10 protein-coding genes are annotated in these 13772 nt (G+C 63.8%); 1 reads left to right on the top strand and 9 read right to left on the bottom strand.

Going from position 1 to position 13772, the window contains the following annotated elements; all coding sequences use genetic code 11:
• Positions 1 to 69 precede the first annotated feature (69 nt).
• Positions 70 to 1914 carry a MobH family relaxase gene (mobH, locus tag K5L94_RS07940; protein WP_028690951.1) on the top strand — a complete coding sequence of 615 codons (1845 nt, stop codon included), beginning with the start codon at positions 70 to 72 and terminating at the stop codon, positions 1912 to 1914.
• An 80-nt stretch (positions 1915 to 1994) separates the two neighbouring features.
• Here the strand turns inward: mobH and K5L94_RS07935 are convergent, their stop codons facing one another.
• The 9 genes from K5L94_RS07935 to frmR all read right to left on the bottom strand — a co-directional run bounded on the left by K5L94_RS07935 (position 1995) and on the right by frmR (position 13581).
• Positions 1995 to 4646: an excinuclease ABC subunit UvrA gene (locus K5L94_RS07935; RefSeq protein ID WP_028690950.1), complete on the bottom strand. Its 2652-nt coding sequence runs from the start codon at positions 4644 to 4646 to the stop codon at positions 1995 to 1997.
• A gap of 25 nt (positions 4647 to 4671) precedes the next feature.
• Positions 4672 to 6537: a Na+/H+ antiporter NhaA gene (gene nhaA, locus K5L94_RS07930; protein ID WP_153164369.1), complete on the bottom strand. Its 1866-nt coding sequence runs from the start codon at positions 6535 to 6537 to the stop codon at positions 4672 to 4674.
• A gap of 60 nt (positions 6538 to 6597) precedes the next feature.
• On the bottom strand, positions 6598 to 7911 hold the full coding sequence (locus K5L94_RS07925) for a replication-associated recombination protein A (RefSeq protein ID WP_274512400.1): 1314 nt from the start codon (positions 7909 to 7911) through the stop codon (positions 6598 to 6600).
• Between the two features lie 51 nt (positions 7912 to 7962).
• On the bottom strand, positions 7963 to 9270 hold the full coding sequence (locus K5L94_RS07920; protein ID WP_028690947.1) for an NAD(P)/FAD-dependent oxidoreductase: 1308 nt from the start codon (positions 9268 to 9270) through the stop codon (positions 7963 to 7965).
• An 18-nt stretch (positions 9271 to 9288) separates the two neighbouring features.
• The gene (fghA, locus tag K5L94_RS07915) at positions 9289 to 10119 is read right to left on the bottom strand and encodes an S-formylglutathione hydrolase (protein ID WP_023464790.1); all 831 of its coding nucleotides are present in this window, start codon (positions 10117 to 10119) and stop codon (positions 9289 to 9291) included.
• Between the two features lie 58 nt (positions 10120 to 10177).
• On the bottom strand, positions 10178 to 11512 hold the full coding sequence (locus tag K5L94_RS07910) for a DUF3422 family protein (protein ID WP_023464791.1): 1335 nt from the start codon (positions 11510 to 11512) through the stop codon (positions 10178 to 10180).
• A 182-nt stretch (positions 11513 to 11694) separates the two neighbouring features.
• Complete coding sequence (locus tag K5L94_RS07905) at positions 11695 to 12093, bottom strand: VOC family protein (protein ID WP_023103885.1); 399 nt, start codon at positions 12091 to 12093, stop codon at positions 11695 to 11697.
• 43 nt (positions 12094 to 12136) lie between these two features.
• Positions 12137 to 13246, bottom strand: coding sequence for an S-(hydroxymethyl)glutathione dehydrogenase/class III alcohol dehydrogenase (locus tag K5L94_RS07900; RefSeq protein ID WP_011871467.1), 1110 nt, complete (start codon positions 13244 to 13246; stop codon positions 12137 to 12139).
• A 59-nt stretch (positions 13247 to 13305) separates the two neighbouring features.
• Positions 13306 to 13581, bottom strand: a complete 276-nt coding sequence (frmR, locus tag K5L94_RS07895) for a formaldehyde-responsive transcriptional repressor FrmR (protein ID WP_028690946.1) — start codon at positions 13579 to 13581, stop codon at positions 13306 to 13308.
• Positions 13582 to 13772: the final 191 nt, after the last annotated feature.

Raw genomic sequence — 13772 nt, 5'->3', positions numbered from 1 at the left:
GCAAGGGGAAAGGCCCTACCTCGAAAAGGCCAAAAGGCCTCCCGGTCGGCCCGTCATCAGGACACCCACATGCTTTCCCTGTTCCAGCGAAAACGGCCCCCGGTCGCTGCCGCACCGACGCCACCACCCGTCACCGCCCTCCCGAAAGGGCTGCTGCGTCCTGAGTCGGCCGCATCGCTGCTGGCCACCCCACGCCGGCAGAAGCTGCTGGAGCACATCTGGCAGCGTACCTCGCTCTCGCGTAGGCAATTCGCCACCCTGTATCGCACGCCCCTGGAACGCTATGCCGAACTGGTCCAGGCCTTCCCGGCCTCCGAGGCGCATCACCATGCCTACCCGGGCGGCATGCTCGACCACGGCCTGGAGATCGTCGCCTACAGCCTGAAACTGCGGCAGTCCCATCTGCTGCCCATCGGTGCCAGTCCCGAAGACCAGGCGGCCCAGTCCGAAGCCTGGACCGCCGCCGTTGCCTATGCTGCGCTGCTCCACGATATTGGCAAGATCGCCGTCGATCTACACGTCGAACTGGCCGACGGCAGTACTTGGCATCCGTGGCATGGCCCGCTGCACCAGGCGTACCGATTTCGCTACCGTGACGACCGCGAATACCGCCTGCACAGCGCCGCAACAGGCTTGCTCTATCGCCAACTGCTCGACCGCCACGTCCTGGACTGGCTCAGCGACTATCCGGCTCTCTGGGCACCGCTGCTCTATGTGCTGGCCGGTCAGTACGAACATGCCGGTGTACTGGGGGAACTCGTCGTGCAAGCAGACCGGGCGTCGGTGGCCCAGGAGCTGGGCGGCGATCCGGCGCGCGCCATGGCCGCGCCCAAGCACGCACTGCAACGCAAGCTGCTGGACGGGTTGCGCTACCTGCTCAAGGAACAGTTGAAGCTGAACCAGCCGGAAGCCTCCGATGGCTGGCTCACCGAGGATGGTTTGTGGCTGGTGAGCAAGACGGTTTCGGACAAACTGCGCGCACACCTCCTGTCTCAGGGGATCGATGGCATTCCTGCGAACAACACCGCCGTGTTCAATGTGCTGCAGGACCACGGCATGCTGCAGCCCACACCGGACGGCAAGGCGGTCTGGCGCGCGACCGTGACCAGCACGACCGGCTGGTCCCATTCGTTCACCCTGTTGCGTCTCGCTCCCGCGCTGATCTGGGAGTCTGGCGAGCGACCAGCACCTTTCGCGGGCACGGTAGAGATCGACGCGACGCCCGCGGAAAACGACGCCAGCATGTCGGCTCCCGCGCCTACCGTCTCGGTGAACCCAGCGCAGGGAGGTCAAGAGCCTCCGATTTGGGAGGGCGACAGCACCACCATCGTTTCACCGCCCGCAGCCCAGCCCGTGCCCGACGTCATGGAGGATTTGCTCGCGATGGTGGGCTTGGGTGAGTCGGCCGGCGTTGGCCAGGATGCCGAGGAGTTCCTCCACACCCCCGCGCCAGCAACAGCCGCGACGTCCATTCCATCGCCTGCACCTGCACCCGCGCCTACGCCTGGGTCATCGGCAACGAAGCCATCCGGGGAACAGTTCATGGTTTGGCTGAAGCAGGGAATCGCCTCACGACGGCTCATCATCAACGACGCGAAGGCACTCGTGCATACGGTGAATGACACGGCCTACCTGGTCAGCCCGGGTGTGTTCCAACGCTATGCGCAGGAGCATCCCGAAGTGGCCGCACTCGCCAAGCAGGAGAGTCAACAGGATTGGCAGTGGGTGCAGAAGCGCTTCGAGAAGCTGCAGCTACATCGAAAGCAGCCCAATGGCCTGAACATTTGGACCTGTGAAGTCACGGGCCCGAGGAAGTCCCGCCGACTGCATGGCTACCTCCTCGAAGATGGGTCCTTGGCACTCGCCGAAATACCGCCCAACAATCCCTATCTTGCTCTGACTCAGGAAGGATGACGCGATTCGGGCATTGATCGCCACCGTCGTGTGGCGACGATCAATGCCCCGCGAAAACTGGCAACATTTGGCGAACTGAGCTACTCGGCCCGCGCCAACTCCTGTGCAAGGAACGGAGCGGTTCTGCTGCCAGACGTTCGGGCCACCTGCTGAGGGGAGCCCGCCACCACGATGCTGCCGCCGGCAGCGCCTGCACCAGGCCCCACGTCGATCACCCAATCGGCCTGGGCCACCGCGCGCATATCGTGTTCGATCATCACTACGGTATTGCCGGCATCGACCAGGCGCTGCAACTGCACCAGCAGCCGGTCGGCGTCCGACGCATGCAGCCCGGTAGTCGGCTCGTCGAGCACGTACAGGCTTCGGCCGCGCTGGCTGCGCTGAAGCTCGGTCGCCAGCTTGATACGCTGCGCCTCGCCACCGGAAAGCTCGGTGGCCGGTTGCCCCAGGCGCAGGTAGCCCAGTCCGATATCGCGCAGCAGTTGCAGTGGCCTTGCCACAGCGTCTTCACCCGCGAAGAATTCGCTGGCTTCGTCCACGGTCATCTGCAGCACCTCGGCGATGTTGCGCCCGTTCCATTGCACCTTCAGCGTGGCCTCGTTGTAGCGTGCGCCATGGCACGTCGGGCACGGCGCGTACACGCTGGGCATGAACAGCAGTTCCACGCTGACGAAGCCCTCGCCCTCGCAGGTCTCGCAGCGCCCCTTGGCGACGTTGAACGAGAACCGTCCGGCATCGTAGCGGCGGCGTCGCGCATCGGGCGTGGCAGCGAACAGCTTGCGCACATGGTCGAACAGGCCCGTGTAGGTGGCTAGGTTCGACCGCGGCGTGCGCCCGATCGGTTTCTGGTCCACCTGCACCAGACGCTGTACGGCGTCCACGTCGCCCGCCAGATGGCCGCCGGTCGCTTCGATCACTGCCGGCCCTTCGCTGGTGGCGCTTTCGGCTACATCGTCTTCCGGCTCGTGGCCCAGGTGCAGCAGCACCAGCTCCGGCAGGGCCTGCGCGACGAGGCTGGACTTGCCCGAGCCGGAGATGCCGGTGACGGCCGTCAGCACGCCCAGCGGAATGCGTGCGTCCACGCCATGCAGGTTGTGGCGGTGGACGCCCTGCAGCTCCAGCCAGCCGATCGCTTCGCGTGCCCGGCTCCCCGGCGCGGGGATCTCGTCGAACAGGTAACGGGCGGTGCGCGATTCGGCAATCTTGCGCAGGCCATCCGGCTCGCCACTGTAGAGCACGCGGCCGCCACGCTCCCCGGCATCCGGCCCGACATCCACTAGCCATTGCGCGCGGCGCATCAGTTCCAGGTCGTGCTCCACCACGAACACCGAGTTGCCTGCGTCGCGCAGCCGATCGAGTGCGTCGTACAGGGCCTGGCTGTCGGAGGGGTGCAGCCCCGCCGAGGGCTCGTCGAGCACGTACACGACGCCGAACAGCAGGGAACTCAATTGCGTAGCCAGCCGCAGGCGTTGCAACTCGCCAGCCGAAAGCGTCGGCGTGGCCCGGTCCAGCGTCAGGTAGCCCAAGCCCAGCCCGCGCAGTTGGCGCAGGCGTGCCATCACGCCACCGGCCAGGCGCTGCGCGGCGAGGCGCTTTTCTTCCGACAGCGCGGAGGTGCGGCGCACGTCGGGCGATACCGCGTGTACGGCACGACCGGAGGCCGCGCGTTGGGCACGGTCGCGCCGGGTCGCTTCCTTGTCCGTAGCCGCCCCCGCTGCATGGGCGCGGAAATCACCCTGGGCAATGGGTTCGAGCAAGGCCGCCAACTGGTCCAGCGGCATCTGCATGAACGCGCCGATGTCCACGCCGGCGAAGGTGACCGACAACGCCTCGGGCTTGAGCCGCTTGCCGTGGCAGGTGGGGCACGGCTTGCCCTCCATGAACCGGGACACGCGCTTTCTCATCAGCGCGCTCTGGGTGTTGGCAAAGGTGTGCAGCACATACCGGCGAGCACCGGTGAAGGTGCCCATGTAGCTCGGCTCCATCTTGCGCTTGAGCGCGGCGCGGGTCTCGGCGGGCGTGAAGCCGGCGTACACCGGCACCGTCGGTGTTTCCTCGGTGAACAGAATCCAGTCGCGATCCTTCTTCGGCAGGTCCTTCCACGGTCGGTCAACGTCGTAGCCCATGCTGACCAGGATGTCGCGCAGGTTCTGGCCTTGCCAGGCGGGGGGCCAGGAGGCGATCGCCCGCTCGCGGATGCTCAGGGAGGGATCGGGCACCATGATGGCCTCGGTCACCTCGTACACATGGCCCAGGCCGTGGCAGGTCGGGCACGCTCCCTGCGGCGTGTTGGGCGAAAAATCCTCGGCGTACAGCATCGGCTGGTTGGCTGGGTAGGCGCCGGCGCGCGAATACATCATCCGCACCAGGCTGGACAGGGTGGTCACACTGCCCACGGAGGAACGCGCGTTGCTGGAGCCACGCTGCTGCTGCAGCGCCACCGCCGGCGGGAGGCCGTCGATCGCATCGACGTCGGGCACGCCGGCCTGGTCGATCAATCGCCGCGCATAGGGGGCCACCGACTCGAAGTAACGTCGCTGAGCCTCGGCATAGATGGTGCCGAAGGCCAGCGAGGACTTCCCGGAGCCGGAGACTCCCGAGAACACCACGAGCGCGTTACGCGGGATGGAAACGTCCACCTCTTTGAGGTTGTTCTCGCGCGCCCCGCGCACCTGCACGAGGCCGCTGGCCGCAGCGGTACAAGAGGATTCACCGAAAGAATTGTTTGGCATGTTCTTATCCTGTAGTTCGTCCCGCTCAGGACGGGACTTCCTGAGTTCGTGGGCCGCGGCGACTGGCTTCGAGCGCCGCGGTGACAGTGCGGGCGTCGTAGCTGCCGCGCAGACGACGACCCTCGACGAAGAACGTCGGCGTGGCGTGCGCACCGCTGGCGACCGCACTGGCGAGGTCGCGCTCGACACGCTCGATCACCGCGGTGCTGTCGAGATCCGCGATGAACCGTTCGACGTCGAGCCCAAGCTCGGCGGCGTAGCCGATCAGATGCTCGCGCTCCAGCGCATGCTGACGGGTGAACACGAACTCCAGCCACGGCCAGAACATCCCCTGGTTCGCCGCTGCCTCGGACGCCCGCGCGGCGATCGGCCCGTGCGGGTGGTGCGGCAGATGGCGCACCACATACCGCAGGTCGTCCCCGAAGTGGGCACGCAGATCGTCCCAAGAACCGGTCGCGTGCGCACAGTACGCGCACTCGAAGTCCACGTACTCGACGAGTGTGAGCTGGGCGTCCTCCGGCCCGCGGATGTGATCGATCTCCGGATCGACCGGTGGCTCAAGCACCATCGGCAGGTCAGCGGTCTTCTCACCCCACCGCTTGGCGGCGACCTTGAAGATCAGCCACCCGAGCAACGTGGCGAACACCATCGACACGAGCACGCCGACCGTCGCCTGGCGGCCCAGGTCGGAGGTCGTGCCGAACGCGAGCCCGATGATCAGCAGCGACACGGTGAAGCCGATCCCGGACAGTGCCGCACCACCGAACACGCTCCCCACCCCGACGCCCTCGGGCAGCCGGCCCAGGCCGAGACGGACGGCGACGAGCGTGATGAGCCCGATGCCCACGAGCTTGCCGAGCACGAGCCCTGCGATGACGCCCCACGTGACTGGCGAGCCGAAGGCCTCGGCGAGCAGCCCGCCACGCACGTCCACTCCGGCGTTCGCCAAGGCGAACACCGGCACGATCAGCAGCGCCGTCGGCAGCCGCAGGAACTCGTGCAATCGCTCGTTCACCGAGATACCCCGGGACAGCCCGCAGTCCACCGCGCGGGCCGATGCGGCACTCGGAGACTGCCAGAAGTCGCGGAACAGTTGTTTTGCCGCGACGACCTTGTGACGTTGCGTCGCGTAGGCGGGGATCAGCAGCCCCGCGGCCATCCCGGCGAGAGAGGCATGGATGCCGGAGTACACGGTTGCGAGCCACAGCACGATCACGATCAGCACATACGGCATTGCCCGCCACTGGCGGGTGCGCCCTAGCCACCACAACGCAACGAGACTGGCGAGGGCGATCAACAACGGGACGATCCGAATCTCCTCGCTATAGACGATGCCGATGATGGACACGGCGAGGAAGTCATCGACCACGGTCAGGGTGAGCAGGAACACGCGCAACTGACCGGATAGCCGCGGGCCGACGATCGCCAGGGTGCCCAGCATGAATGCCGTATCGGTGCCGACCACCGCCCCCCACCCGTGCAGGCCTTCACTTCCGGCCAGCCCCACGATCAGGACATACACCAGCGCGGGAAGCACGACACCTGCGACACCCGCGATCAGAGCGAGACGGGCACGGCTGCGGTCCCTGAGCGATCCGTGGGCGAACTCCTGACGCACCTCCAGGCCGATCAGGAAGAAGAAGACCACCATCAGGCCGTCGTTGACCCAGTGATGCAGATCCATGTGCATGCCCAGCGGCCCGAAGTCAAACCCGACGTCCAGGTGCCACAACGCGAAATAGGCATCGGATAGCGGCGAGTTCGCCCACGCCAGCGCCACGACCGTGACGATCACCAGCAGCACCGCAGCACCAGACTCCGTGCGCAGATAGCGGGCAACGCGTCCCCGGCTGATATTCGCCGAGGATGCACCGAAAGAAGTGGCTGACATGTTCTTATCCTGTTCCTGTAGTTCGTGAAGTCGCGATGAGCCGGTTTCGGAGGCGACCGGTCAGGCGTCCGCCTCTGGCAGCGTCCCATCATCCAGCGAGCGCAGCCAAGTAAGCCTTTCTCCCAGCCTGCGCTCAACACCTCTGTCCGTTGGCTGATACCAGCCCGGCCGCGCCACGCCCTCGGGAAAGTAGCTTTGCCCAGCGGCATAGCCCTTGGGCTCGTCATGGGCATAGCGGTAGCCTTCGTGATACCCCATCTGCTGCATCAGCTTCGTCGGCGCATTGCGAAGATGGAGAGGCACAGGCAGGGAGCCGCTGTTCTTGACGAAGGCCTTCGCCTTGTTCCAGGCGGCATAGGCAGCGTTCGACTTGGGGGCGGCAGCAAGGTAGGTCGCCGCGTGGGCAATCGGTATTTCGCCTTCGGGGGAACCCAGCCTCTCATAAGCCAGCGCGGCATTGAGCGCCAGTTGCAGCGCCTGCGGGTCGGCATTGCCGATGTCTTCGCTGGCCACCACGATCATGCGGCGCGTCACCTGGCTGACGTCGCCGCTGCCGTCGAGGATGCGGGCCAGCCAGTACAGGGCCGCGTCGGGGTCGGAGCCCCGCAGCGACTTGTGGAAGGCGGAGAGCTGCCAGTAGAACTCGTCGCCGCCCTTGTCGAACCTGCGCAGTGATGGGCTGGTGGACAGTTTGGCAAACTCGCCATCGACCACGGCCTTGCCCGCGCCCGACGCAGCATTCGTCACCTGCTCAAGCAGATTGAGGAAGCGCCTGCCATCGCCATCGGCAAAGCCCTTGAGCAGATCCAGCGCGTCCGCGTCCAACGTGACGCCCTGGAGATGCGGCAGTGCGCGTTCGTAGAGCTGGTTCAGTTCGTCGCCGGACAGCGGTTCGAGGGTATAGACCTGCGCGCGTGAGAGCAGAGCGGAATTGACCGCCAGCCCCGGATGCTCGGTCGTTCCCCCCACCAGGGTCAGGAGCCCCGACTCGACATGGGGCAGTAGGGCATCCTGCTGCGCCTTGTTGAAGCGATGGATCTCATCGACGAAAAGCACCGTCGATCGACCATGGTTGCCCAGTTCTGCCTGGGCCTCGTCGATGGCTTGCCGGATGTCCTTCACCCCGGCAAGCACGGCCGAGATGGCGATGAATCGGCTGTCGGTCGCACTGGCGGCCAGGCGCCCCAGGGTGGTCTTGCCCACGCCTGGCGGCCCCCAGAGGATGAACGAGTGCAACTTGCCCGCCTCGAACGCGAGACGAAGCGGCTTGCCGGGGCCGAGCAAGTGCCGTTGCCCGACGAATTCATCCAGCGTCTTGGGCCGCAGGAGTTCGGCCAAGGGAGGCTTGGGCTTTGTCGTGAATAGATCGGTCAAGTTCCTCTCCCTGGTATTTCTGATAGTTGACGTTCCGATAAGGTGTGCACCTCAATCCAGAGAGCCGGATTTATCCAACGCCGTGGGCTCTTTGTCGCTAATCGCATGCATGATGATGCGAGAGCCGCGGTAGCCGATGCTATGGTTCCATACCCAGCTCAACGCGACGCTGAGACGATTTCGCGTACCGATCAGAAAGTAGATATGCGCGAGCTTCCAGATCCACCACGCAAAGGCTCCACGCAGCTTAACCCGCCCCATGTCAATTACGGCCAGGCTGCGGCCGATGGTGGCCAGGTTCCCCTGATGCCGGTATTTGAAAGGCCCGTCAGCGGGCTTGCCTTTCAAACGCCGTCCAATGAGGTTGGCGACGTACTTGCCTTGCTGTTTGGCGGCGGGGGCGATGCCCGGTACGGGCTTCCCATCAGCCATGGTGCACGAGGCGGTATCGCCGATGGCGAAGACCTCCGGGCGACCGGCCACCGTCAGGTCGGGACCAACGACCACTCGACCCGCACGATCAGACGCAGCACCCAACCAGCGAGCCGCGGGAGACGCCTGGACGCCGGCGGCCCAAACGATGGTCTTGGCCGAAAGAGGCTTGCCGCCATACACCACGCCGTCGGCCGAGCATTCGGTGACCGGCGTACCCAGCACGACCTCGACCCCGAGCTTTTCGAGTGCCTGGCGCGTATAGGCCGAAAGATCCTCTGGAAAGACGGACAACAGACGCGGGCCCGCCTCGATCAGTACAACCCGGGACGTGCTCGGGTCGATCGAGCGGAAGTCACGCGCCAGCGTGTCTCGTGCAAGCTCGGCGATGGTCCCGGCCAATTCAACCCCGGTGGGACCACCACCGATGATGACGAACGTCTGCAGCGCGGCACGCTGCTGAGGATCGCTCGTGCGCTCGGCCTCCTCGAAAGCCGCGAGGATTCGGCCTCGAATGGTCGTGGCATCTTCCAGCGTCTTCAACCCCGGCGCGAAAGCCCCCCATTCGTCGTGTCCGAAATAGGCATGGGTAGCACCTGTCGCGAGTACGAGCGTGTCGTAGGTTTGGCGCGAGCCATTGTTGAGAATGACCTGACGCGCGTCCTGGTCGATACCTTCCACTTCCGCCATCAAGGTGTTCACTTCCGGGCGATTTCGGAATAGATAGCGAATAGGCCAGGCGATCTCGGATGTCGAGAGAGATGCCCCTGCGACCTGGTAAAGCAGCGGCTGGAACAGGTGATGATTGCGCCGGTCGATGATCGTCACATCGACCTCGGCACCAGCAAGCTGGTTGGCAACCTCGATCCCGCCGAAGCCCGCTCCGATAATGACGACGTGATGTCGGTTTTTGGAGGTCTTTGTCATGACCTGATCTCCTCTCTCTCAGCGTTTCAGCGCCGATGCGTGGTGTGCCATATGCTCGCCAATGAAACTGGCAATGAAGTAGTAGCTGTGGTCGTAGCCTGGGCGCAGATTCAACGTGAGCGGGTGCCCCGTCTCGTCGCAGGCCTTGCGCAGCAGATCGGGCTGAAGCTGACTCTCCAGGAACTCGTCGCCCAAACCCTGATCCACCAGCAGCGGCAGACGCTCCTGCACGGTGCGAATCAGCTCCACGGTGTCGTACTGCTTCCACGCCTCCCGGTCGCTGCCCAGGTACGCCTCGAAGGCCTTGTGTCCCCAGGGAACCTGGGTGGGCGCGACGATGGGCGAGAAGGCCGAGACGCTTCGATAACGGCCCGGGTTGCGCAGGGCGATGACCAGAGCACCGTGTCCCCCCATGGAATGGCCGCTGATGCTCCGCTCCGCTGTCACGGGAAAGTGGGCCTCGATCAGCGCCGGTAGTTCCTGCACCACGTAGTCATACATCCGATGATTCGCAGCCCAGGGTTCCTGCGTGGCGTTGACGTAGAAACCTGCCCCCTGTCCGAGGTCATAGGCGGGATCGTCGGCAACGCCTTCGCCGCGAGCGCTGCTATCGGGCGCGACGACGGCAATGCCATGTTCGGCTGCGTAGCGCTGGACGGCGGACTTGGTGATGAAGTTCTGCTCGGTGCAGGTGAGGCCTGAAAGCCAGTACAGCACCGGCACCTTGCCGTGCTGTGCCTGCGGAGGCAGATAGACGCCGACTTTCATCGTGCAACCGAGCGTCGTGGATTCATGCTGATAAACGTCCTGCCAACCATCAAAGCTGGCGTGATGTTCGATGCGTTCCATGGTGTTCTCCTATGTTCAAAGGAACGGCGCAGCTCTCGCGCGCCAGGACGGCAGCTCGTCAGGAAGATTTCTCTTCCGCTGCCGTGTCGCCGTGGGCGTGTCTGATCCTGCGCACGATCCACCAGATCGTCAGCATCACCGCAGGCACCAGAACCGCCATCACCGGCGCCACGCTGTCGTGAACCATCGGAATGCCCTTGAGCAAATAGCCGAGAAGACTCACGACGTAATAAGAAATTGCCGCGACCGACAGGCCTTCGACGGTTTGCTGAAGGCGCAATTGCATCTTGGCCCGGTTGTTCATCGACGCAAGCAGATCGCGGTTCTGGCGTTCAAGCTCGACGTCGATCCAGGAACGCAGCAACGCGATGGCCCGGGTCAGCTTGTCGGAGAGCTTGGTCTGGCGCTCCTTTACGGATTGGCATGTCCGCATGGCGGGAGCGATGCGACGCTGCAGGAAATCCGCCCAGGTGCAGTACCCGGATACGGCCTCTTCCGAAAGCGCTGCCAGCCTTTCCTCGACGATCTCGTAGTAGGCACGGCTGGCGCCGAAGCGATAGAGATTCGCCGCAACGCCAGCTTCCAGCTCGGCAGCCAGGCCGGTCAATTCGGACAGCAGCACGTCGCTGTCGCGCCGTTCCACCAAGCTCGTACACATCTCGTCGGTGATCGCCGCAAGGCGCGACTCCATGCGTCGCAGTTCCGACGTCATCGATCGTGTCAACGGCAGGGACAGCAACGCCAAGGTGCGGTAAGTCTCGATCTCCAGCAGACGTTGAGCCAGCGCACCCGCCCGCGCCGGGGTCAAATCGCGGGCCAGGACGAGGATCTGCGTCAGGCCATCCTCATCCTGTCGAAAGTCGGTCAGGATGGCGGCAGAGCCGTTCTCCACCAGCGAGTAGCACAGGCTGGCAGGATCGAAGCGATCGACCTCCTTCTCCGTTTCCGGCGTCCACGGAAGAAGTCTCAAACGGATGCCGGATACGACCGGGCCGGGAGGAACAAATCCATGCTTGAACGGATTTTCGCCGCACGGCTCTCCCGTCTCGGAATCCAGCGAAGCGCACCAGAGATACGTCGAGAACTCGGTGTGCTTTTCGCAGTGCAGGTCTCCTTCATCCCATGTCACGCCGTGGAGCGGCGTAGTATGGTCGGGTTCGGCAACGCCGAAGCGATGAGACAACTCGCTCATCGCCATCTGATCCCTGGCCTGGTCGCCTTCGGTCATGAAAGCGAGCTGCAATATGCCGCGGGGGGCCTGAATCAAGAGATGCGGGCGCGCGTGCACTTCACCCACGGCGGCAGCACGATCGGTATAGGCCGGCATGCCGTACACGGTGGCGGTCGGGGTGGGTTGTACGGTCGTCGTATTGATGTTGGCCGGCTCTTTCATAACGACCTCATTTCTTCTTGGTTGAAAAACACGCTTCAAAGCAAATGCCCGCAGCCATGCGTTTCGCACATGGCTGCGGGCCGATCTTCATGAGCGGGCACCGCTCTACACGGTCCGTCTAATAGGCTCGCCGTGTAGAGGCTTGTGCTGGCCCTTTCAGAACGCCCTCAGCTTCCTAGCTTTCAGACGAAGGTGTACGAGCAAACCTTGTTGCCCGCCGGATCACGCAGGTAGGCCGCATAGGCACCCGGCAGGTGGCCACGCGGGCCAGGCTGGCCCTCGTCGGTGCCGCCTGCGGCAAGGCCGGCGGCGTGGAAGGCATCCACTTCGGCGGGAGTGGCGGCCGCAAAGCCGACCGTCACGCCGTTGCTGGAAGGCGCTTCACCATTGCCCGGACGGGCGATGATGAAAGCCGGCTTTTCGCGACCGAAAAGCACCCATCCGTTGCCGAAAGGACCGAGGTTCTTGATGCCGAGAGCACCCAGAGCGGCGTCATAGAACGCGGCCGACTTCTGGACGTCGGCGGCGCCGATGAAGACGTGCGAGAAGATGCCGTCGCCGGAAATGACAGGATTGGACATGGTTAATTTCCTTGGTGGTTGGTGTTGAATGGATAGTGAGTGATCAGTAGTGGATCACCGTGCGAATCGACTTGCCTTCATGCATCAGGTCGAAGGCGTGGTTGATCTCGTCGAGACCCATGGTGTGAGTGACGAACGGGGCGAGATCGATCTCGCCTTTCATTGCGTCTTCCACCATGCCCGGGAGTTGGGTGCGCCCCTTGACCCCGCCGAAAGCCGACCCCTTCCAGGTCCGGCCGGTGACCAACTGGAACGGACGGGTCGAGATTTCCTTGCCGGCCCCGGCGACGCCGATGACGATCGACTGGCCCCAGCCGCGGTGGGCAGCTTCCAGAGCCGAACGCATCACGTTGACGTTGCCGATGCACTCGAAGGTGTGATCGACACCCCAGCCAGTCATCTCGATCAGAACCTCGTGAATCGGCTTGTCGAAGTCCTTCGGGTTGAGACATTCGGTCGCGCCGAAGGTACGAGCCAGTTCGAACTTCGCCGGATTGGTATCGATGGCGATGATGCGGCCCGCTTTGGCCTGGCGTGCACCTTGAATCGCAGCGAGACCGATGCCGCCGAGGCCGAAGATGGCCACCGAGTCGCCGGGCTGTACCTTGGCCGTGTTGTGCACGGCGCCGATGCCGGTGGTCACGCCGCAGCCCAGCAGGCAGACGTGCTCGGGGTTGGCGTCCGGGTTGATCTTGGCCAGCGAGACTTCGGCGACGACCGTGTATTCGCTGAAGGTCGAGCAGCCCATGTAGTGGTAAAGCGGCTGACCGTTGTACGAGAAGCGAGTCGTACCATCGGGCATCAGCCCCTTGCCCTGGGTTGCGCGAACCGCGACACACAGGTTGGTCTTGCCGGACTTGCAGAACAGGCACTCGCCGCATTCGGCGGTGTAGAGCGGAATGACGTGATCGCCAGGCTTCACGCTGGTCACACCTTCACCCACCTCCACGACGATACCCGCACCTTCATGACCCAGCACGACCGGGAAGAGACCTTCGGGGTCGTCGCCCGACAGGGTGAAGGCGTCGGTATGGCAAACGCCGGTATTCGTGATCTTGATGAGCACCTCGCCCTTGCGCGGCGGCTCGACGTCGATCTCGACGATTTCCAGCGGCTTTCCTGGCCCGAAGGCAACTGCTGCACGTGATTTCATGATGTCGCTTCCTTTACTAGCTAACTAAATTTGCCCTCACCGAGGGCACCCTGGTGCCTCTATCGCAGATAGGAGCGGACGATAGAGATGGTCTCGTCAATGGACTTGTTCTGCGAATCGCTCCTGATTTCGCTACTGGGAAATTCTTCCCGCAGATAGCTCTCCAGAACGGTTGCCATCAATCCGTTGACTGCCCCACGAACGGCCGCAAGCTGCTGAAGAATTGCAGGGCATTCCGCACCTGCATCAAGCGTTTGCTCAAGAGTCGCTACCTGACCTTTGATGCGCCGGATGCGCGTCAGTGCTTGCTTCTTTTCTTCCGGACTGTGTGGCATCGAACACCTCTCTACTTGGGTACACCGCCGCATTATACAATACTCCCCCATAGTATATGCGGCCGAACTTTGCCACAAATTCTGTGCTCTTCGAGCACTCTTACAGGCTAGTACAGGTTTGTTCCCAAGAAGCGCAAAACATTCAAATCAATGAATATTTCTTGCATGTATCGACAGCATCGGGGCAAGTT

The organism is Stenotrophomonas forensis, assembly GCF_028752115.1.
Taxonomy (GTDB): domain Bacteria; phylum Pseudomonadota; class Gammaproteobacteria; order Xanthomonadales; family Xanthomonadaceae; genus Stenotrophomonas; species Stenotrophomonas forensis.
Note: the sequence above shows the minus strand (reverse complement) of the source record. Positions and strands in the feature narration are given on the sequence as shown.

Coding starts and splice junctions, on each gene's coding strand:
- mobH (WP_028690951.1), top strand. CDS start 70: ATGCTTTCCCTGTTCCAGCGAAAACGGCCCCCGGTCGCTGCCGCACCG.
- K5L94_RS07935 (WP_028690950.1), bottom strand. CDS start 4,646: ATGCCAAACAATTCTTTCGGTGAATCCTCTTGTACCGCTGCGGCCAGC.
- nhaA (WP_153164369.1), bottom strand. CDS start 6,537: ATGTCAGCCACTTCTTTCGGTGCATCCTCGGCGAATATCAGCCGGGGA.
- K5L94_RS07920 (WP_028690947.1), bottom strand. CDS start 9,270: ATGACAAAGACCTCCAAAAACCGACATCACGTCGTCATTATCGGAGCG.
- fghA (WP_023464790.1), bottom strand. CDS start 10,119: ATGGAACGCATCGAACATCACGCCAGCTTTGATGGTTGGCAGGACGTT.
- K5L94_RS07910 (WP_023464791.1), bottom strand. CDS start 11,512: ATGAAAGAGCCGGCCAACATCAATACGACGACCGTACAACCCACCCCG.
- K5L94_RS07905 (WP_023103885.1), bottom strand. CDS start 12,093: ATGTCCAATCCTGTCATTTCCGGCGACGGCATCTTCTCGCACGTCTTC.
- K5L94_RS07900 (WP_011871467.1), bottom strand. CDS start 13,246: ATGAAATCACGTGCAGCAGTTGCCTTCGGGCCAGGAAAGCCGCTGGAA.
- frmR (WP_028690946.1), bottom strand. CDS start 13,581: ATGCCACACAGTCCGGAAGAAAAGAAGCAAGCACTGACGCGCATCCGG.